20 protein-coding genes, 1 tRNA gene and 1 pseudogene are annotated in these 20282 nt (G+C 52.1%); 14 read left to right on the plus strand and 8 right to left on the minus strand.

Translation table 11 applies throughout. The features are described 5' to 3' along the window. The first annotated feature begins 201 nt into the window (after nucleotides 1-201). Entirely contained in the window at nucleotides 202-3315 is a 3114-nt protein-coding gene (locus BUB13_RS16935) for a YhdP family protein (protein ID WP_072909953.1), read from the plus strand. A gap of 62 nt (nucleotides 3316-3377) precedes the next feature. On the opposite strand, the gene ubiE is transcribed toward BUB13_RS16935, so the two are convergent. Further along, complete coding sequence (gene ubiE / locus BUB13_RS16940) at nucleotides 3378-4094, minus strand: bifunctional demethylmenaquinone methyltransferase/2-methoxy-6-polyprenyl-1,4-benzoquinol methylase UbiE (RefSeq protein ID WP_072909954.1); 717 nt, start codon at nucleotides 4092-4094, stop codon at nucleotides 3378-3380. Between the two features lie 129 nt (nucleotides 4095-4223). Between ubiE and BUB13_RS16945 the strand changes: the two genes are divergently transcribed. The 6 genes from BUB13_RS16945 to BUB13_RS16970 all read left to right on the plus strand — a co-directional run bounded on the left by BUB13_RS16945 (nucleotide 4224) and on the right by BUB13_RS16970 (nucleotide 10680). Beyond that, on the plus strand, nucleotides 4224-4691 hold the full coding sequence (locus BUB13_RS16945) for a (deoxy)nucleoside triphosphate pyrophosphohydrolase (protein WP_072909955.1): 468 nt from the start codon (nucleotides 4224-4226) through the stop codon (nucleotides 4689-4691). Nucleotides 4692-4768: 77 nt separating this feature from the next. Next, entirely contained in the window at nucleotides 4769-5092 is a 324-nt protein-coding gene (locus BUB13_RS16950) for a DUF4212 domain-containing protein (RefSeq protein ID WP_072909956.1), read from the plus strand. Nucleotides 5093-5111: 19 nt separating this feature from the next. Then, a complete protein-coding gene (locus tag BUB13_RS16955) occupies nucleotides 5112-6785 on the plus strand; it encodes a VC_2705 family sodium/solute symporter (protein WP_072909957.1) in 1674 nt (557 codons plus the stop codon). Nucleotides 6786-6954: 169 nt separating this feature from the next. After that, on the plus strand, nucleotides 6955-8865 hold the full coding sequence (locus BUB13_RS16960; protein ID WP_072909958.1) for a putative nucleotidyltransferase substrate binding domain-containing protein: 1911 nt from the start codon (nucleotides 6955-6957) through the stop codon (nucleotides 8863-8865). A gap of 123 nt (nucleotides 8866-8988) precedes the next feature. Then, nucleotides 8989-9828, plus strand: coding sequence for an MBL fold metallo-hydrolase (locus BUB13_RS16965; RefSeq protein ID WP_072909959.1), 840 nt, complete (start codon nucleotides 8989-8991; stop codon nucleotides 9826-9828). 177 nt (nucleotides 9829-10005) lie between these two features. Further along, complete coding sequence (locus BUB13_RS16970; protein ID WP_072909960.1) at nucleotides 10006-10680, plus strand: response regulator transcription factor; 675 nt, start codon at nucleotides 10006-10008, stop codon at nucleotides 10678-10680. 80 nt (nucleotides 10681-10760) lie between these two features. Here BUB13_RS16970 and BUB13_RS18980 read toward each other — a convergent pair whose 3' ends face one another. The 4 genes from BUB13_RS18980 to BUB13_RS16985 all read right to left on the minus strand — a co-directional run bounded on the left by BUB13_RS18980 (nucleotide 10761) and on the right by BUB13_RS16985 (nucleotide 13142). Then, nucleotides 10761-10925 (minus strand): hypothetical protein, encoded by a 165-nt coding sequence (locus tag BUB13_RS18980; protein WP_153305048.1) that lies wholly within the window; start codon nucleotides 10923-10925, stop codon nucleotides 10761-10763. A gap of 11 nt (nucleotides 10926-10936) precedes the next feature. Continuing rightward, nucleotides 10937-11806, minus strand: a complete 870-nt coding sequence (locus tag BUB13_RS16975; protein WP_072909961.1) for a cyclic di-GMP-binding domain-containing protein, MshE-related — start codon at nucleotides 11804-11806, stop codon at nucleotides 10937-10939. Nucleotides 11807-11846: 40 nt separating this feature from the next. Then, complete coding sequence (locus BUB13_RS16980; protein WP_072909962.1) at nucleotides 11847-12206, minus strand: response regulator; 360 nt, start codon at nucleotides 12204-12206, stop codon at nucleotides 11847-11849. Between the two features lie 81 nt (nucleotides 12207-12287). Beyond that, the gene (locus BUB13_RS16985) at nucleotides 12288-13142 is read right to left on the minus strand and encodes an MBL fold metallo-hydrolase (RefSeq protein WP_072909963.1); all 855 of its coding nucleotides are present in this window, start codon (nucleotides 13140-13142) and stop codon (nucleotides 12288-12290) included. Between the two features lie 61 nt (nucleotides 13143-13203). Between BUB13_RS16985 and BUB13_RS16990 the strand changes: the two genes are divergently transcribed. Then, nucleotides 13204-13280 (plus strand) — tRNA-Arg (locus BUB13_RS16990). A gap of 280 nt (nucleotides 13281-13560) precedes the next feature. Here BUB13_RS16990 and BUB13_RS19560 read toward each other — a convergent pair. Further along, nucleotides 13561-13791 (minus strand): helix-turn-helix domain-containing protein, encoded by a 231-nt coding sequence (locus BUB13_RS19560; protein ID WP_072909964.1) that lies wholly within the window; start codon nucleotides 13789-13791, stop codon nucleotides 13561-13563. A 182-nt stretch (nucleotides 13792-13973) separates the two neighbouring features. Here BUB13_RS19560 and BUB13_RS17000 point away from each other — a divergent pair, with 182 nt between their 5' ends. The 6 genes from BUB13_RS17000 to BUB13_RS17025 all read left to right on the plus strand — a co-directional run bounded on the left by BUB13_RS17000 (nucleotide 13974) and on the right by BUB13_RS17025 (nucleotide 18185). Then, on the plus strand, nucleotides 13974-14213 hold the full coding sequence (locus BUB13_RS17000) for a hypothetical protein (RefSeq protein WP_072909965.1): 240 nt from the start codon (nucleotides 13974-13976) through the stop codon (nucleotides 14211-14213). Beyond that, complete coding sequence (locus BUB13_RS17005) at nucleotides 14206-15393, plus strand: Arm DNA-binding domain-containing protein (RefSeq protein WP_072909966.1); 1188 nt, start codon at nucleotides 14206-14208, stop codon at nucleotides 15391-15393. Before BUB13_RS17000 ends, BUB13_RS17005 begins: the two co-directional genes overlap by 8 nt. Beyond that, on the plus strand, nucleotides 15383-16234 hold the full coding sequence (locus BUB13_RS17010; protein ID WP_072909967.1) for a hypothetical protein: 852 nt from the start codon (nucleotides 15383-15385) through the stop codon (nucleotides 16232-16234). Before BUB13_RS17005 ends, BUB13_RS17010 begins: the two co-directional genes overlap by 11 nt. A gap of 94 nt (nucleotides 16235-16328) precedes the next feature. Continuing rightward, complete coding sequence (locus tag BUB13_RS17015) at nucleotides 16329-16919, plus strand: DNA-binding protein (RefSeq protein ID WP_072909968.1); 591 nt, start codon at nucleotides 16329-16331, stop codon at nucleotides 16917-16919. 117 nt (nucleotides 16920-17036) lie between these two features. Continuing rightward, complete coding sequence (locus BUB13_RS17020; protein ID WP_072909969.1) at nucleotides 17037-17798, plus strand: MbcA/ParS/Xre antitoxin family protein; 762 nt, start codon at nucleotides 17037-17039, stop codon at nucleotides 17796-17798. A gap of 9 nt (nucleotides 17799-17807) precedes the next feature. Continuing rightward, on the plus strand, nucleotides 17808-18185 hold the full coding sequence (locus BUB13_RS17025) for an MbcA/ParS/Xre antitoxin family protein (protein WP_244151906.1): 378 nt from the start codon (nucleotides 17808-17810) through the stop codon (nucleotides 18183-18185). Nucleotides 18186-18440: 255 nt separating this feature from the next. On the opposite strand, the gene nrfA is transcribed toward BUB13_RS17025, so the two are convergent. Together nrfA and BUB13_RS19005 are read right to left on the minus strand one after the other, a co-directional pair. Next, nucleotides 18441-19949 carry an ammonia-forming cytochrome c nitrite reductase gene (nrfA, locus tag BUB13_RS17030; protein WP_072909971.1) on the minus strand — a complete coding sequence of 503 codons (1509 nt, stop codon included), beginning with the start codon at nucleotides 19947-19949 and terminating at the stop codon, nucleotides 18441-18443. A 30-nt stretch (nucleotides 19950-19979) separates the two neighbouring features. Continuing rightward, nucleotides 19980-20282, minus strand: a pseudogene (locus BUB13_RS19005) (cytochrome c nitrite reductase small subunit); the annotation flags it as partial.

A 20282-nucleotide genomic window follows, 5' to 3' on the forward strand; every position in this document is an offset into this window, starting at 1 on the left:
TGGCGAAACCTGTACCTGCCGAGGCAGTGCAAATGCTAAAAATAAAACGAAAAATGGGCGCGTTATGTTATCAGTCGGTCCCATGCATGTAAAGCACCAGATCAAAGGGTGCGCTTTGCAGCTTGCCGGGTATCAGTTGAGGAGTTATGATGCGCTTATCAGCGATCACCATATCTGTAAGCCTCCTGCTACCCGGCGCTCATGACTGCAAAGTTAACAAAATTCATAACCCGCGCGCTGCTCGCCCTATTCGTGCTCCTGGCCGTACTGGTCTGCGGTGCCGTCATTTTTCTCAGCCAACTGGAATTGGACGATTATCGTCACCAGCTTGAGCAGGAACTGAGCCTGGCACTGGAGCAGCCTGTCAGTATCGGCAGCAGCAAGCTGGCGTTTGAAAAAGGGATTGCGCTGCAGTTCAACCAGTTGCGGATCGGACCAAAAGACGCGCTACTGGCGGATGTGGCTAACGTCACTGCCACCCTTAAACTGGAACCGCTCTTCGACGGCCGCATTATCCTCGACCATGTTCTCGTCGATCAGCCAAAGCTGCAAATCTGGCTGCCGATCCAAAATCGCCCGGAAAGAGGAACAACCCACAGCCTGACCGATAAACTCGGCATCAGTGTTCTGACCATCCAGGGCGCCGAACTGAGTATTCACAAAAAAGATGATGAAAGTAGCGAAGAGCTGCTGAAACTCTACAACCTGTTCACTGTGCTGCACGGTTGGCAACCGGGCAAAACTGCCAATCTGACAATTTCCGGCAAGCTGCGCCAAGCGGAAACCGATGCCGACCTGTTGCTCAACGTCACCCTGCCGACCTCGCCAGATCCGGCCATCTGGCGGCAGGAAGAGTTTAATCACAAGTTACGCCTGAGCAATCTAGATATCGGACGATGGCTGCCGAACCACGGAGAAACCCGCCCGGTCGACCTGGCGGCTTCGGTCAGCGGCATCCCCGCCGATGGAGCGAACATCTTCGCCCGACTGACAGACATCAACGGGGGAAGCGAACACTTCCGGCTTTCCGGCAGATGGTTATCACTCGCTGAGCAGGAAAAGATCAGTGAGCTATCCGGCTCCCTGTTTGACATTCCGCTCAGCGGCGAATGCTACCTGCTCCGGCAGCAGGAGCAGCAATACCTGGCCGGTCGCTTCGGTGCCCGCAATTTCAGGCTGTCCTCCGAGTTATTGCAGCGCCTGAGTGTTCCGGATGCAGATAAGTTTGTCGCAGGCCAGTTGGAACGCCTCGAGCTGATTGTAGAAAAACAATGGCCTGTCGGGGAAAAGATGAAAGGGCTGCCACGGATCGGTGCCGAAATCGCTTTGACCGACTTCGAATGGCAAGGCAACAGGCCCGGCCGCATCGATGACTTTACCGCCGCGATAAATCTTATTGACGATAAATTAACCGTTAACGACGGGCTTCTGGTCAGCAGCAACCAGCCGATCTATTTCAGCGGCTCAATCGCCCAGCTGTTTGTAAAACCGCAACTTGACCTGAAGGTAAATACGGAAGTCTGGCTCGACGACCTGCAGCAACAAACAGAATTGCCACAAAACTGGAAACTGGCTGGAGCGCTTACAGCAGCGTTACAGCTGCGCGGCCCTTTGCAACATCCCAACTTCGAGCTGCGTTCCAATCTGGCGGCGAGCGAACTGGACCTTGGCCAGTTGCTGCAAAAACACGCCGGACAGCAGGGTCAACTGTTGTTGCGTGGCGAGTTGAACAAAGAATTGTTACAGCTTGATCTGCTGGAATTGACTCTGGCCGATTTCAAACTCAGCGGCAACGGCTGCTTCGACCACGACCCGCAGAGCGATTTTTTCCTGCTCGATATCGAAGCGATCGACCTTTCAGAACTGCGACCGCTGTCCCCCCTGCTGAACAAGCTTGAACTGCAAGGCAAGCTGCATCCGACAATTGAGCGAAGCGAAAGCGGTGTACAGCTCAGCCTGGAAGTAAAAAATGTTGGCGCCCACCTCACCAGCGTCGTCGGCGATCTGCGCAACACCAGCGGTTTGGTCGAAATCGATGAAGAGGGGATGTCCTTTGCCAACCTGCTGGCCGATTTCGGCGAATCGACATTCACCCTGAGCGGCGGCATAGCCGACTGGCAACAGCCGCAACTCGCCTTTGATTTAAGCAGTCCACAGGTTCGCGCCCACGACCTGATCTTCCACAACCAGCAGTTGCAGCTCTACGACCTGAGCGGCCGTCTGAAGTTCGATGCCGAGGGGATCATTTTCGACCAGATCAAGGTGCGCGTGGAAGAAGAAACCGAGGCGATCGTCAACGGCAAGATGGACAGTTTTTCCAATCCGCAAGTCCTGCTCGATATCGTCGCGGAAAAAGCCAACATCGACCAGATTATCGCTCTGTTCATCGGCCCGCATAAATCGCAGGGACACAAACCACGCCCCGACAGCCGACCGCTGCTGATCACCGTTTCTGCCAAAAAGGGGAACATCGGTGACCTGCAGTTTACCAATGCTAGCGGTCTGATCAAAGACCATCACCGTGTATTCACCATCTTCCCACTCAATTTCGAAAGCGGGCAGGGATCCTGCCAGGCCCGGGTTGAGCTTGACCGTAACCGCGAAGAGGGTCTCCTGAAGGTTTCCGGACACGCGCTCGATATCGACGCGACCATTTTGCACCAGGACCTGTTCAAGGAAAGAGGCTTGATCAACGGTCCACTGAGCGGCAATTTTTATCTTGAAGGCAGCCTTGCCGGCAAAGGGTTCTGGCCGAATGCCAAAGGCGCCATCCACATGCAGGTAAAAAATGGCGTATTACGTAAATTCAGTAGTCTGGCAAAGGTTTTCTCCCTGCTTAACGTCTCTCAGCTTTTCGCCGGCAAACTGCCCGACATCGACAAAGAGGGGATGCCTTTCAAGCTGCTGGAAGGGACAGTAAAAATTCACGAGGGGCGCGCTTACACTGAAGACATGCGGGTGATCAGCGAAGCAATGAATCTATCGATGGTCGGTAGCCAGAACCTGCTCGATGGCACCCTCGACTACCAGCTGGGCGTGATGCCATTGCGCACGGTCGACAAAGTGATCAGTTCGATTCCGTTGGCTGGCTGGGTATTGACGGGGGAGAACAAAGCACTCTTTACCGCCCATTTCAAAATCGAAGGGCCTGGCGACAAACCGAAGGTAACTGCCGTTCCGGTCGACACGGTCTCCGACACTGTCTTCGGCATATTCAAACGCACCGTTGGCCTGCCGGGCAAACTGGTAAAAGATATCGGTTCGCTGTTTAAGAATGAGTCGAAAAAGAAAGAAGAGCCTGAGGCGGGCAACTGAAACAAAAAAGGAAAAGAGCTGCAGCCCTTTTCCTTCTCTATTCAATTCCGGGTCATCCCCGTTTAAGCTTTCGGCTTGTCCCCAACATAAACCGTCGAAATACCGAACGTCAGATCACAATACTGCAATCTCTCAAATCCAGCCTTCCCCATCATGGCGGAAAACTCCTCCTGCGACGGAAACTCGATGACCGAATCCGGCAGATACTGATAGGCGCTGCGCTTGGAAATCAGTCCGCCGATCATTGGCAGTATCTTCTGGAAATAGAAATAATAGATCTTACGGAAAAGCTGGCTCTTCGGGTTGGAGAACTCAAGGATGACAGCGCGACCACCCGGCTTGAGGACACGGAACATCTCGTTAAGTCCTTCCTGCCGATCGACCACGTTGCGAATACCAAAGGCAATAGTGATGGCATCAAAGGTCGCATCCGGGTGTGGGATCTGCTCACAGGGAGCATTGACCAGCATAATGCGCGAACCATGCTCGGAGCTGTCGAGCTTCTTCTGTCCATGCACCAGCATGCCCTGGGTGAAATCTTCCCCAACGATGGTCACCGAAGGGTCAGTCTGCTCAGCGACTTCCAGAGCGACATCGCAGGTACCAGCAGCGATGTCGAGCACCCGGCCATTTTCTGGAATGCTCAACTGGCTGACGGCAAACCGGCGCCAGCGGCGGTCGATGCCGAAAGACAAAAGGCGATTCAGCAGGTCATAACGGGGCGAGATGTCATCGAACATCTGGCGGACACCGCGACCTTTATCTGACAATTCAAACATGGACAAACTCCTGGGCAATCTATATAAACATCTGCACGACATCGGTTCATGAAGCAACAGTCGCTGCTTCGGAGCCTGTTTCTATCATAGTCGCCAACACAGCTCCAACAAAAAACGAGACGACAAAGAATGACAGGAACGACCATCAAAGCCCCCCTCGCTGTCTGCGCCGCAGTGATTGAAAAAGAGGGAAAAGTCCTGCTGACGCAGAGGCCACACGGTAAACAGCAGGGTGGTTTCTGGGAATTTCCGGGGGGCAAAATCGATCCGGGCGAATCACCGCACCAGAGCTTGAAACGGGAGCTGAGTGAAGAGTTGGCGATCGAAATCGAAATCGACTCCCTGCTGGAAACTGTCTACTATCATTACGATTGGGGCAGTGTACTGATCATCGCCTACCTCTGCCGCTGGACAGCGGGCGAGCTGGCGCATATCGAAGTTGCCGATCACGCTTGGGCCACACCGGAGCAGTTTTCCGGTTATCACATCCTGCCGGCGGATCAACCGATTCTCGATCGACTGCGGTCGCGTTACAGCGAAAAATCCACAAAGATGAACAGAAAACGAGAAAAAGAGATGTCGCAATCGACATCCTGACTTATCCTGTGCATAATAGAACGCATTTTTGAAACAGTGGTTTTATTTCGAATTGATGACAATCAGGAGGCGGACAGATGGAACCGAATGAAAGAGTGCATGTCAACTTTTTCGCCCCCTCAACCGAAAGCATGAAAGCCGAGGTCTCGGTGGTCCGGATCGTCCTTGCCGTCTGGGCCTTTTTGAGCTTCGGCATCCCCGCGGTGATCTGGCTAGCCGGTCTCGGCGATCCGTCCGGGCTGGGCCAATCTTTCTTCACCGATGACCGCAGTATGCTCGGTTTCCCCCTGCACTACTGGCTGCTGGCCCAGGGCAGCACCATCGGCTTTGTCATCCTCTGCAAAATCTACTGCACCCTCTGGGACAACCTGGTTGTCCACCTGCAGAACAAACGGCGCTGATACCGGAGTTTGACTTAAGATGAAAAAACAGTCTTTGCGCTTACTGACAAGCCTGTCGATGATCCTGTTGTTCAGCGGTCTGACTTTCGCCGCCGGCGAAGAAATCACCCAGATCAAACCAGGATTCAAGCTGGTTCCGGCGATTATCATGATCGCCCTGCTCTGTGTCTATATCGGCGTCGGTTTTCTCTCGAAAGTGTCCAGCACCTCGGGTTACTGGGTTGCCGGGCAGGGGATCGGTAAACTGGGCAATGGCGCGGCGATCGCCTCCGACTGGATGTCGGCCGCCTCTTTCATGGGTGTTGCCGGCCTGCTTTACCTGAAAGGGTGGTTCGGGCTCGGCTATATCGTCGGCTGGACCGGCGGCTACGTGCTGTTGCTCTGCCTGATCGCTGCTCAAATCCGCCGCTTCGGCAAGTACACCATTCCTGAATTTCTCGGGGATCGCTACAACAGTCACGGCGTCCGCATGATCGCCGCCTCGGTGACAGTTATCATCGCGATCACTTATTCGACCGCACAGTTCAAAGGGATCGGGCTGATTTGCGGCTGGATTTTCGGCATGGATTACACCATGTCGGTCTTCTTTGCCGCCGCCGTAGTCTGCCTCTACATGCTGATCTCCGGAATGGCAGGAGTCACCCGCAACCAGCAGATTCAGTACGTGGTACTGATCTCAGCCTTTCTGCTGCCACTCTGGTTCCTGATTAAAAAAGCCGGCGGCGTCGGTGTGCTGCCGCAGCTTGAGTACGGCAAAATCCTTGGTGACCTGATGGATGGCAAAACCGCTCTCGGTCAACTCGATGCGAATGCGACCGAAGCTCTGCGGCGCGATTTCCTGCCCTGGGGGCACGGCGACTTCTACCACTTCGTCGCCCTGGTCTTCACCCTGATGGTTGGTACTGCCGGACTGCCGCACATCATGATTCGCTTTTACACCGTCAAAAACGAAGATACTGCGCGCAAATCGGTTCTCTGGGGTCTGTTTTTCATCGGCCTGCTCTACTGGTCGTCACCGGTCTACGCCATTCTGGGTAAGTTCTGGAACCCGGCTGGTGGCGCCAACGTTGCCGATGTCATCATTCTTTCCGCGCCGGAAACGGCCGAGCTTGGCACTCCCTTTATCGGCTACCTAGCCGCCGGAGCCCTGGCGGCGGGCCTCTCAACTGTCGCCGGACTCTTGGTCGCCGGTGCTTCAGCCATCGCCCATGACTGGTACACAACGGTGCTGCGCCCTGACTGCTCTGACCGGCAGGCACTGCAGGTCGGTCGAATGGTCACCGCCATTCTCTGTATCATCGTCATATTCTTCGCTCTGCACCCGATTGCGCTGATCGCCCAGATCGTGGCAATGGCCTTTGCGCTGGCAGGTAACACCATCTTCCCGGTGGTAGTACTAGGTATCTGGTACTCGAAATCGAACAAATACGGTGCCCTGGCGGGAATGTGTTTCGGCCTCGGCATGACCCTGCTGGCGATGTTCGGCTGGAGTGCAGAAATCGCAGCCTTCGGTGGGGAGGGCTTATTGCCTGCGACCTCCAGCGCGCTGATCGTCTGCCCGCTGGCGTTTTTGATCAACATCGTCGTTTCTAATATCATGCACGACAAACTGGACGAAGACTCGCAGATCAAGGGCGACAACCTGCTGCGCAAAATTCACAACCTGCCGGAAACAAACGATCCCGGCTTTTGAGTTCGTAAGCTCTGAACAAGTGAAAGAATAGACAAACGGCGGGCTGCAAAGTCCGCCGTTTTTTGTCGAGAAAAAAATTGACCGCAGCAAATCTATCGATGGTAGAATTGGCGATATCGTGATTTCCAGACTGGAATTCCCCGTTTACACCATTTAGAGGAGCTGCTGAATGGGCATCATCAAGCTGCGCGACAGTGAACCTTTCTGCCATCTTCCCGAAGCGCACTTTCAGGAACTGCGTGAAAGCGCCGTTAAGCGGACCTTCGACGCCAATACCCATATAGTCAACCAGAACGACCAGCCGACAGGCTACCTCTACGTTATCATGGAGGGGATTGTCGAAATCACCACCACCGCTCCCGGCGGTGAAGAGATGGTAGTCGACTACCGCAAGGAAGGACAATTTTTTGGTGGCACCCCGATCTTCACCGGCGAACCTTACACCGCCGGAGTGCGCTCGGTCACACCAATCACCTGCTACCTAATTCCAGAAGCAGCCCTGAAAAAGGTCGCCAAAGACTATCCGCAAGTCAGCGAGTTTTTCACCCGTGTAGTCCTCACCCGGGTGCGCAGCCTCTACGCCGACATCGTCAAGGAACATACCAGCAACGCTGTCACCCAGATGGAAGCCTACCCGTTCAAAAAACGGCTCTCCGAAATCATGTCGGCACCCGTTGAAACCTGTCAGCCGTCCACAACAGCCCGTGACGTTGCCCGGCAGATGACGGAAAAAGCCGTCAGCTCGGTACTGGTGATGGACGATAACTCGATGCCCTGCGGCATCATCACCGAACGCGACCTGATCGCCAAAGTCATCAGCCCCGACGCCGTCGACTGTACTCAGATTTCCGCCGCCGAAATCATGACCACTCACCCCTACTTCGTTTCGCCACAGACCTATATGTACGAAGCGATGGCCTATCTGACCGCGCACCGTATCAAACATCTGCCTGTGATCGACAACGGCCAACTGGTCGGCATTGTCACCATGCGCGAACTGATGCGCTACCGCAGCCAGAAAGCGATGCTACTGGTCGGCTCGGTCAATGACGAAAGCACGCTGGAGGGGCTGGCATCGATCAAAAAAGAGATTCTCACCGTCGCCCGCGCGCTGCTGACGGAAACCCACTCAACGCCGGAAGTGATGGAAATCATCTCCTACATCCATCACAACATCATCAAAAAGGTTTACCAGATCTGTTTCCAGGAAATGCTCGACGCCGGTTACGAGCGGCCAACGGTCAAGCACTGCTTTCTGCTGATGGGATCCGGCGGCCGGCGCGAGATGCTGCTCAACCCGGATCAGGACAACGGTTTCATCTTCGAAGATGTTCCGGATGAGCGCCTGCCGGAGATCGAGCAGTTCTTCGTCCCGTTCAGCGAAAAGCTGGTCGAAGCGCTAGCGACGGTCGGCTACCCGCTGTGCGAAGGCAAGGTCATGTGCAACAACCCGCTCTGGCGCGGCCGGCTGATCGACTGGCACAAGCGGATCCACGACTGGGTGCAGAATCCGGAACCGCAGAAGGTGAGGTATTCATCGATCTTTTTCGACTTCGTGCCACTCGAAGGCGACTCCACCCTGGCGCAGTCGCTACACGATATTGTCTTCTCAGAAATTCGTCGTTTCGAAGGCTTCCTCTACCACATGATGTCCCTCGACCTGCGCTACAAAGTTCCGGTCGGGCTGCTCGGACGCTTCATTGTCAGCAAAGAAGAACCTCACAAGGGACAGCTGTCTGTCAAGCAGGGTGGGAGTATCTACATTGTCGACTGTGTGCGCATGTTCGTGCTGGAAAAAGGGATTCAGCAAACCACCACCCAGGATCGCCTGAACGAACTGGTTGCGCGTAAAATCTTTGAGACCGACACTGCCGAACATATCAAAGCCGCACTGGAAGCACTCAATTTCCTGCGCCTGCGCAACGAAATCGCCCTGGTTGAAAACGGCCAGAAACCAAGTCACTATCTCGATCCGAACAAGCTGTCTAAGAGTGAGCAGGAATTGCTGAAGGAGGCCTTCCATGTCGTCAGCAAACTGCAGGATGCCACCAAGCGACACTTCTCCAAATCCTATATATAAGACGGACTGATTTATAGCCCGACAAAAAGACCGGCAAAAAACCGGTCTTTTCTTTTTTAACTCTGTGCTAAACTGCAGCTTTCCAATCCACTCTTTTCGGTTTCGACCAGAAAGCCATAAAAGATGAGCCTGAAACTGATAGTTTTGTGTGAAAACAGCGTGGAACGGGTCAGCCCGCTCGGACTGCTCGGAGAACACGGCTTCGCCTGCCACCTGCAGACCGATCACGGCAACTTCCTGTTCGATACCGGTGGCGGGCAAACCATCATAAACAACAGCGACAAGCTGAAAATCGACCTGAGTGACCTGCAGGGGATTATCTTCAGTCACGGCCACCTTGATCACACTGGCGGTCTGCCGCAAGTCCTGGAACGTTGTGGCAAAGTCCCGGTCTATGCCCACACCGACCTGTTCGTAAAACGCCACAGCAGCAACGGCAACCAGTTGCGCGAAATCGGCCTGCCCTGGAGTCAAAGTGAACTCGAAGCTCAGGGAGCGGAGTTCAAACTGAGCCTCAGACCAGTTCAAATTGCGCCCGGCTTAACGCTCTCCGGTGAAATTCCACGCGTGAGCAAATTCGAAACCGGCGACCCGAACCTGATCATCATCGGAGAAAATGGTGACTGCTGCTGTGATCCGCTGGCTGACGACTATTCCCTTTTCATCCACAGCCCCAAGGGATTGATTATTCTGCTCGGCTGCGCCCATGCAGGCGTGCTGAATATTATTGAACACGCCTGCCATGTCACCAAGCAACCGAAAGTCCACATGCTGATCGGCGGCACTCATTTGAAATTCAGCTCACCGGAACAGCTTGCAGCAACCCTCGACCGTTTGGAAGAGGTTGATATCGACCGTATTGGCGTTTCCCACTGTACCGGTCTGAAAGCTGCACAAAAAATTTCCGAACGCTTCGGCGACAAATTTTTCTACGCCAGCGTCGGCTGTGAAATCGAATTCTGATCGGTTAAGAACTGTTGCCGGATTCGAATAATCCGGCAACAGCAGGACAGAATTCAGAAAAACTATTAAAAGGCTTCAATCTCTGCTTGCACAAAGCCGTTCTTCCTGCTAGTTTTTGATTAATTTTTTTCAACCATGTGTTTTTTCTGCTGCACACAAGCGCACACAGGAGTTTTGATGCGTATTCTCGTAGTTGAAGACGAAGTTAAAGTTGCAACGTTCCTCAAGCGCACACTGGAAGAGGAAGGTTTCGATACCGACCTGGCTCATGACGGCGACGAAGGCATTGCAAAGGCCTGTGAAAGCACTTACGACCTGATCATCATGGACGTGATGATGCCGAAAAAAGACGGCTTGACTGCAACTCGCGAAATCAGAAGCAAGGGGGTTTTCACCCCCGTGATATGCCTGACAGCTAAGGACACGCCAGAGGATGTTGTCAAAGGACTTGAGTCCGGCTGCGATGACTACCTGACGAAACCCTTCTCTTTCGCAGAATTGATGGCACGTAGCCGCGCGCTGCTCCGACGTAAAAACCAGGCACGCGGTGCCGAGCTCTATTTTGCAGACTTACGCCTCGATCCGGTCAGTCACAAGGTATGGCGCTCAGGGAACGAACTGAACCTGACAGAAAAAGAATACGGCCTGCTCGAATACATGATGAATAATCCGAACGAAGTGTTGACCCGCACGATGATCGCTGAAGCGGTCTGGGATTACACCTTCGACTCCTTCACCAACATCATCGATGTTTATGTGAACTATCTGCGGAAAAAGGTTGACCGGGATTATCCGACCAAACTGATTCATACCGTTCGCGGTGTCGGTTATATACTGAAGGAAAAGAACTGATCTGCAGACGGCAATAGATAGAAATAAAAAAGCAGCGTTCTCGAAAAGGAACGCTGCTTTTTTCTGTTAGTTTTCCCTTTTCAGTCGTTCAGGTTCCGCTGAATCTTGCGACCGACGAAGAGGCCGACGGACGCACCGAACACAGCCGACAGGTAAGCCACCATCAACCCTCCTGCCGCCCCACAGATCCAGCCGAGCCACGCCCCGAGACCGATCGAAAGAAGCAGAACCAGCGGCCGGATCATTGTATTTGCCCTCAGCCTTTGGCGATGAAAACAGTCAGCTCGAACACTTCGCCGTCCGACAGGTAAATAGGAAACATCAGGCCAGTATGATCCTGCGGCACATCAACGCCGCTGCCGTTATCCTCAACAATTTCCGGCGGAGTAATATCGATAGAGTGACCGAGTTGAGCGGCTTTTGCAGCAATATTGCCGCAAACGATATTGATGAACTCTTTGACCGAATCGTCCAGCACTTCTTCCGGTTCGTCCTCCACCGAATCTTCATCCAGGATCGCTTTGGCGACCAAGTTACGGGTGCTCTCTGAAACCGACAACAGGTAACGTGCACTGACCGCACCGGAAAATCCCATTTCGGCAATAACTGGGCGACTTGGCAACTTTTCGACGATGCTGCAAGGTCCCGGGCGGAAGGAAATTCCGGCCACGCGCGTCAGCATCTTGTAGGTCAGGTCGGCAACCATCTCCCAGATCGGCTTGTGCGGAATATTAGCGGGAATTTCGATTTTTTCCGAAACGTAACTCTGTTGATCTTTTTTAAACGCAGCCAGCAGGTCCTCGAGCTTTTCCTTGTCGAGAACTCCGAGTTGTACCAGCGCTTCGCCGATATAGAGGTGATTGTTGCGCTGATGAGTCAGCACTTGCTGCACCTGCTCATCGGTAATGATGCCAAGTTTCACCGCCATATCACCAAAATGCAAATCTTCGTTGCGCTGGGCCATATGCACCCGCTCAACATCAGCGCTGCTCATCAATCCCATTTTGACAATCATCTCACCAAACTTGAGGTTGGTTTTTTCCTGCAGGTCGATCGCCTGCAAAAGATCAATCCGGGATACCGCGCCCTTTTCCACCAGGAATTGACCAAAAAATTTAACAGCCATGTAAAGGTCTCCTTATAGCTACTGCAGTTTCGCTATTTAGTTACAGGCGCTTCAGCATTTCCAGCACGTTGTCTTTTTCAAACGGTTTGGAAATGACATCTTTGGCCCCAAGGCGGATCGCCTCGGTGTACTTGTCGCCGACACCGCCAAGCGATGTCACCATGACCACCTTCAGGTCGGGGGTCAACTGCATCAGGTTGCGTAACGCGGTCAGACCATCCATCACCGGCATGTTCATATCCATGCAGACAATATCCGGTTTGTGTTGCTGGCAAAGCTTAATCGCTTCCGCCCCGTTACGCCCTTGGGCAACAACTTCAAAGGCATCGTCACTGTTGACGATTTTTTCCAGCTGACGGGCGACAGCAATGCTGTCATCCACAATCAGAACGCTTTTCATGCTATGCCTCCTGTCTTATCGGTTCGCCAGAAAGATTAGCAGAAAATTATAAAAAGACATAGTTAAAAAAAAATTAATGTGCTATTCGCCGCTGATTTCTTCTTTGAGCTGCAGGTAAGCTCTCTCCACATTTCCGGGGGTAAATTCCTCGTACCCAGGCAATTGCTCATACTCTGGCAAACGGAAGTTTTGCAGGGTCGTTTCCAACGAATCCCCCTTTTCAATATGGTCACGAACAGTGGCCACGAAATCCCCCAAGTAAGCTTTGAAGTGAGCCAAATCAACCGAAGTACCGATCAAACCAAATCCGGGAATAATTTTATCGGCGCCAAGGGTCTCCAATCCATCCAGCACTGACAGCCAATCAGACAAGGATCCGGCCCCGAGAAAACCAGCACTGTTGAAATAGAGGACATCGCTGGTAAAGAGTATTTTCCTTTGTGGGATATAAGCAATCAGGTCACCATCGCTGTGAGCGGGGCCAACGTTGATCAACACAAGTGTCAATTCGCTCCCCTCGAACGTCATACCGTTTTTAAAAAAGATCAGGGGATTCTCCAGCACCCTCTCTTCCTGGCGCGTCACCAGACGGGTCTCGATATTCATCACCAGATCACGATTGGCCGGGATATCAAAATCGATCAGGCTGTAACCGGGATGGTGGTGGGCCAGCACGAAAGCCCTGATCGGCTTGTCGCTGACCTCCGTCGCCGCAGCAATCAGGTCGTGTGCCGCTTTACGGGTAAAATGCGCTCCACATAAAAAGACCTGTTCACCTACATCGACGATCAAAGCGTTGGAAGATGCCGCCCCTCCAGGGGCCGCCAGCGCAGCATAAACACCCTCTGCCACCTTGGCGAGACGATATGTATCCTGGGCCCAGACCGGGCCATTCAGACAAAAGATGAAAAGCAGAAACAAGCCGAATCGGCGCATAAATTGACCTCAATAAGAAGTTGCATTGTCCGAACTTATGGAGTATATAGTACAGCCTTATGCGCCCGTAGCTCAGCTGGATAGAGCGCTGCCCTCCGGAGGCAGAGGTCAGAGGTTCGAATCCTCTCGGGCGTGCCATTGATATCAAGCGGTTAGCGAGTTATTCGCTGACCGTTTTTTCGTTGGTGCCCATCCCGTGCCCACTCTGTGCCCACGCATTTGCAAATCTGACCGTTACCTTGAGAAAATAGGTAGAATTCCTTAGGTAGAGGTCATCCCATTCTGACTGTTACCCAACTTGGGCACAGTGCCCACCTGAATAATCAGAAACTTATGAAATGATTTTTCATACCAACAGAAAAATAACAACTCAATCTAATACTTGTAAAATGCTTTTGACCTTTGCCCAAGGTCATAGTCAGCTTTGATCTTCTTCAACGTACTCCATAAGATCACCCACCTGACATTTGAAAAATTTGCATAAACGGTCAATGTTTTCGGTTCGGGTTTGGGCGTTTCGCTGATTGGCTATTTTTGAAAGAGTTGCTCTGTGAATGTTGGTGCTCTCAGCTAGCTCGTCAAATGTCAATTTTCTTCCGTGCTTATATTGGTAGTCAGCTATTAGTTCTAGCAGCCTAAATCGGATCATTTCTGCCTCCTCAATTGCCGGACCAGCCTACTAAAACTACGCTCCAAATTCAAACAGATACAACAATTATTCACAACGCATGTCAAAAAAAAGTGACACTTGTCGAAATATGTCGATTAAAACTATTGACTGTCGATAAAATTTGACATATCGTAAAAAAAACCAACACAAAGGAGATAGTAATGGAAAATCAAACGTACATGACAACAGAAGAATTGGCTGAAAAACTGCGCTACGACGCTCGCTACATCCGTAGCGCTCTCAAAGATGCTGTTTTCCTTGAGGGAGTGCACTACATTCGCCCATTCGGGCGGCGGCGCGTACTGTACATCTGGGAAGTAATTGAACGGGACATGGTTAAAGCCTCTATGGCTGAGAAACCAGGAATCCCAATGGCAGGGGGAGGTGTTTGTTATGGGTAGCGTAAGAGCGAGAAACAACCAGCTGTTTTTCGATTTTCGCTTTCAAGGGGTCCGGTGCCGCGAACAAACCCTGCTTGAGGACAATCCTCAGAATAGGCAAAAGCTCGAATCGTTCATGACGCAAATCGACAAAGAGATAAAACAGGGCACTTTTGAATACGCAACGTATTTCCCAGACAGCAAGAACCTGGCTCGCGTTGCCAAAGCCCCTGCCCAGGCTCAATCAGTCCAAACTCGCAACAACATGGAAACACCGCTCTTCGAAGAGTTTGCTGAAGAATGGTTTCTGGAAAACGAAATTGCCTGGAAGATCAGTTATCAGAAAACGATTCGCGGAACTCTTGATAAACATCTGATCCCACAGTTTGGGGAAATGGAAGTCAGCCGCATCACCAAGGGAGACATCCTTAAGTACCGTTCCACACTCGCCAAAGTCCCGAACGGTAAAAAAGAGGGGCTGTCCCCTGACCGGATCAATCACATCATGACGCCTTTGCGCATGATACTGGGAGATGCAGCTGACCGTTTTCACTTTACCACGCCTTATACCGGGATCAAATCCCTGAAAGTTCCAAAGACGGAAGTTGATCCCTTCACTCTTGAGGAGGTCAATCTGATCCTGTCGAAAGTCAGAGCAGATTTTCGTACTTACTACACGATCCGTTTCTTTACCGCCATGCGGACAGGTGAAATTGATGGGCTGCAGTGGAAGTTTGTTGATTTCGAGCGCCGGCAGATTCTGGTGCGGGAAACTTTGGTTCAGGGACGTATCGAAACACCCAAAACACCTGGTTCCATTCGCGAGATCCAGATGGCGAACCCTGTTTACGAGGCACTGAAGGAGCAGCAAAAAGTTACTGGTCATCTGAATTTTGTTTTCTGCAATCGTGCTGGCGAGACTCTTAACCACTGCAACGTGACGAAGCGTATCTGGTATCCGACGCTTAAATATCTGGGACTCAAAAAACGCCGGCCATACCAGACCAGGCACACCATGGCGACGCTGTGGCTAGCGGCCGGCGAGAACCCAGAATGGATTGCCAAGCAGATGGGGCATATGTCGACAGAGATGCTCTTTACCGTCTATTCGCGTTTCGTACCGAACCTGACCCGCAGAGATGGATCGGCCTTCGAAAACCTGCTGGCAACCCGGGTGAACGGAGGCAACGATGGGGAATAATCATCTTCAGTTCCAACTGAGCGCGACTCAAGGGCCGATCTCCGGAACGTTCCGCATCATCTCGCCCTATTTCGGAGAGGCGAATTCAGGACACCCGTTTGTTCGCCTGCGTCTTGAGGACTTCAGTGGCCATACTTACGCCTACTCATGGCGGGATGATGTACGGCATTCATCAGGGCTGCATGAATACTCTCGGGCCTATATCGAAGGGAATATAAAGCACCACAAATCCGGATCAGTCGTTGAAATCGAGACGCTGGTTCCGGCCAATCTGGAATATCAAGACATAGTGCGCTTGATCCCTCAGGGGCTCTGCCCTCTTCCTGAGTTGCTTGTAGAATTGCAAGCGGCGTTGAGGCTGATCACTATTCCCGCCTTAAAGGGTTTTGTCAGGCAGGTTTTGATGGATGATGGAATTGCTTTCCCCTTTGTCGCCTGCCCGGCAAGCCTCAAACACCACCACAATTATCCTGGCGGCCTGCTGAAACATTCTCTGGAGAGTTTTGCATTCATCGAACCGCAACGCAGCTTTACTCGTGACAGTTATGAATTGGGGCTGGTCGCTGCATTACTCCACGATATCGGCAAAATCCTGACGCTCACTCCGCAGATGACACCAACCTCGCTGGGAACCTGCGTAGAGCACGACAAGCTGACGCTTGAAGTGCTGGGGCCTGCCATACAGGAGCTTTACCAGGCTTGGCCGGCAGGGGCAAAAGAGCTGCGATATCTGTTGGGCTGGAAAGCACAGAGGACCATCCCTCACTACAATATGGCGGATCTCGTGGCCTGCAGTGATCGTCTCAGTGCGGGGCTGGACATGGAAAAACGTCGAGCCTGAGAAATTGCCCAGATAAAGAACTCCCTTCGTTACAGTAACGTTCCAGGAACATTACAGCTGGAACGTTACTGTAACGCTCTTCGAGGACAATAATATGGATATGGGAATCACCTTCGAACAGGTTAAAAGAGCCATGAAACACTTGCACGATCTGGGGGAACGAGTCAGCAGGCGGAATGTTCGTGCAATTACCGGGGGTGGCATGTCGACGGTCCATCGGTTAATGTGTCTTGCAGAGGAGCAAAACGCACTACAGGATGGACTGTTTGCCAATGGAATTTCTGAAACCTTTCTGAATGCACTTCGCACTGAAATCACCACACAGCTTAAGAGCGCAACCGAAAACTCTAAAAAACAGATCGATCTGCTGAAAGCACGCGAGCTGGAAATCACCGAGGCCTTGTCTGCAGCGGAAGAAAAAGCAGAGGCGCTTGGCAAGGAGGTCGGCCAGTTGCGTGAAACCAAGGAAAAGGAACAGCGGGAGGCAGAGAAAGCTCAAGCGGTTGCAGAAGAATGCATTCGCCGCCTCGGAATTTGGATAGACGACTACAAAGCCGAACGCAAGGTGCTCACAGAGGCCCTTGAAACAGCTCAAGCAGAAAACGTCAGAAACAAAGTCCGAATCGAGGGCTTTGAGTTGGATCGCTGCACAACGGGAAAGCAAACCAAGGGTTCTTGCAAATAGAAACGAGTGTTGCCACGGTCATCGCTGCGCCAAAGTTACGTCCACATGCAGCCAACCAAGAAGACATTTTCTGTCACAAGCATGGGGCAATCTAGGGAGCAGATTGGAGGATAAGGAATGACATATACCTTGATTTGCGTCACCATAATCTTACTGATTATTTGGCTTCTCATTTTGCATGACAAGCTCGTCGAACGGCGACGGAAAAAGCTGGGGATTATCGACAAACCGCTGCCTCCGACAGATCGAGCCCTTGCGAGAAAAGCCCTAGAAAGCCTCTCAGTCAGAGCAAGTTTTGCTCAAATCATTTGTCGAATTCAGGAATACTGGTGCAAACAGATCAGTCCGGAGGTTTTGGAAACCGCCGTCGACATTTTCGGTAGCAAAGAAGAGGCTATGCGCTGGCTGACAATTCGCCAGCCTAGCTTGGGGATGGGACTGCCTCTTGAACTCTGTCGTATCCCTGAAGGAGAAAAGCAAGTTCTCCAAGTGCTTGAAGACATAAAAACAGCGACTCTTCAAGATAAACCTCTCTCCCCTGGCGACGATTGCGATTCAAAGGGATGGCAGGACGTTGAACAGAAAACACATTACACCCTAAGGAATATCATTACGACCGGTTTGGCTACAGTGCCTGCAGATGCTTCCTGGCCGATGATCTGGAAAGTCATCCTTTCCGCTGTCGAAACAGAAACTCCAGAATCAATCCTGAATAGAGCCACACAGGCTCTTGGCAACAAGGATGATGCTCTGCAGTGGCTTGTAACTGACAATATGGTTCTGGGAGGGATTTCGCCATTCGAGATAATCGCAACAGAGGAAGGACAAAAAGAGATCCTTAAGCTTCTAGGCCAGATTGAACATGGCATCGTTTCTTGAGGTATGCATATGACGAATTTAAGAGGGCCCAAAGAGCGTCAAACTTTAGCAAAGATGCTGATGCGCCTATTCGATTTATGGGAGCTTACTTTGGATGAGCAGTCTCAAATCTTAGGGCATGCCGCGAACATCTCAGAAATAGATCGGTACCGCGATGGCGAGCCTCTGGATGACAACGAAGAGCTACTCATCCGGGCCGGCATTCTTCTAGGCATTCATAAATCATTGCGCATGCTCTATCCGCGTAACGATGAGATAGCTTACCGCTGGATATCGTACCGCAATAAAGCGTTTGGCAATCGACGGCCCCTCGATGTCATCATAGAGGAAGGTGTAGCTGGACTCCGTTCAGTAGATAACTACCTTTTGCGGTTATGTAATCACTGAATTTGACGTTATGGCACCTCCATCACGTCCATTACATTCCTTGCGAATTCCTGCCCACGCATATTGCGACAAATCTGAGTCAGCTTCTAACAAAATTCCAAAGGACTTACGAAATCTTATATCGACAGGACATTTGGCAATAAACCGATAAAGCCTGATGCGTGCCCAGAAAGATTTTCACAATTGCTTATTTTTGCTAAAAAGGGGTGAGGTGAGAAATCAACATCTCACCTCACCCTAGCTAGCTTGTTTTTGCTACTTGGTCGGGTATGAAGTTTTCAGAACCATACCTTCACGGCTCTTCGCATCGAAGATCCCCCTTTCCTGACCTTCCTGGAACCACTCCTGCTTCAGGCCTTTGAGGAACTGGTTCTTTTCATCGACCAGCTTGTCGAACGGCAGGCCGATAACAGCTTGTGCTTTTTCCTTGGTCGAGAAGTCAGGCGCTTCAAAATCAGCAGCGCCGTACTTGGCGAGCAGGGTGCGCAGCTTGATACGTGCTTCCTGGCCTTTTTCGATCGCGCTGCCAAGAACACGCAGGGTCTCTTCCGGGGCATGGAAGAAAGAACCGTGAGCGGCAATCGAGTAGTCCCAACGCCACTGGGCATGGCGGATATCGGTCTGGGCTGCCTTCATTTCTTCGTCAGTCGCGCCCAGTTCCAGGGCCTTGCCGGCTTCCAGGTGAGCCTTGGCAATAACCTGAGTTGCTTTTTTGTGCAGCTCATCTTTACGTGCCAGCTTGTCTTCAACGGTCTTCTTGAACTCCGCCTCGGTCCCGCTGTGGCAGTTCAGGCAGGTGTTGGCGATATCCTTGAGCGGGCTGCCGACGTTGTGGTTGGAGTACTTGACGCCACCTTCGCGGACGTACGGCATATGGCAGTCGGCACAGGCCAGTCCAGCTTTACCATGGGCACCGGTGATAAAGGTTTCGTAGCCGGGGTGCTGAGCTTTCAGCATCGGGGTCTTGCTGACTTTGTGGGTCCAGTCGACAAAGCTGCGCTCATCGTAGTACTTCTCGATATCTTCAGCGGAGAAACCATTGTTCCACGGGAAGGTGACCACGGCAGCAGTCTGCTCCTGACCGTTGGCGTCGGTCCATGGGGTCTTTTTGAAGTAGTACTCGGAATGACACTGGGCACAGACCAGGGAACGCATCTCCTGATGGGTCGCATCGGCGAACGGCATGCTGCCTTCGGCATCAAGCGCGCGCTTCAGATAATCGCGGGTGACGGTCAACTTCATGGTTTCGTTGTTGTGGCAATCGGCACAACCGATCCCATTGACGATTTCGCCACCGTGGCGGGCCCACTTGCCGGTGAAGTAATCGTTTTCGCCCATCTTGTCGATCAGGCGCGGTACGTCAGGAGATTTACAAGTCCAGCAGGCGGTCGGCATCGGACCGCTCTTCTCATCGAAAGGAGCACCGGTTCTCAGGGTATTGAGATTGTCCTCAAGCATGTAGTAGTGACCACGCGGTGCGTTGTAGTCCTTGGAGAAGCCATATCCGGCCCACATAACAATCTGTGCCGGGTTCTCTTTCAGCACATCTTTGATGTCGTCACTCTTCCTGGTCTGCATGTAGGAATCGTACTGGCGCGGGTAATATTTGCCCCACTCGGAGGCACGCGGCTCAAACTTCTTGATTTGCGGTGTGGCGTTGATCTGCGCCTGCTCGGCCTTGTTTTCCTTGATCGACACAGCCAGCAGCAGCATCGGCACCATGACGATGACACACAGGATAGTTACAATTGTTGATCTCTTCATAAGTCGTTTCCTCCTGAAGGTTTCTATAAATTAGTCAAGAACGAGATTCGCTTGAGTTGTTGTCAGGTTGCGGGTGATGCCGTGTGGCACTTCGCGGTGACAGTCCCAACATTTGCGGCCCATCTGCACATGACTTTCTGTCTTACTGTACAGTTTGGCATTCTCCAGCATCTGCGAGACAATGTTGCCGTGGCAGGAGATGCAGTTGTCTTGAATCCGCTTTGCCGCATTATCAGTCGCACGCAGGTTATAGCCGTAGGTTTTGAAGGTCATGGCCATCGAATGATTGAAGCCGTCCCTTGCCTTAGCCATGTACTTATTGAAAACGGAATC

It is taken from the genome of Malonomonas rubra DSM 5091 (assembly GCF_900142125.1).
GTDB lineage: Bacteria > Desulfobacterota > Desulfuromonadia > Desulfuromonadales > Geopsychrobacteraceae > Malonomonas > Malonomonas rubra.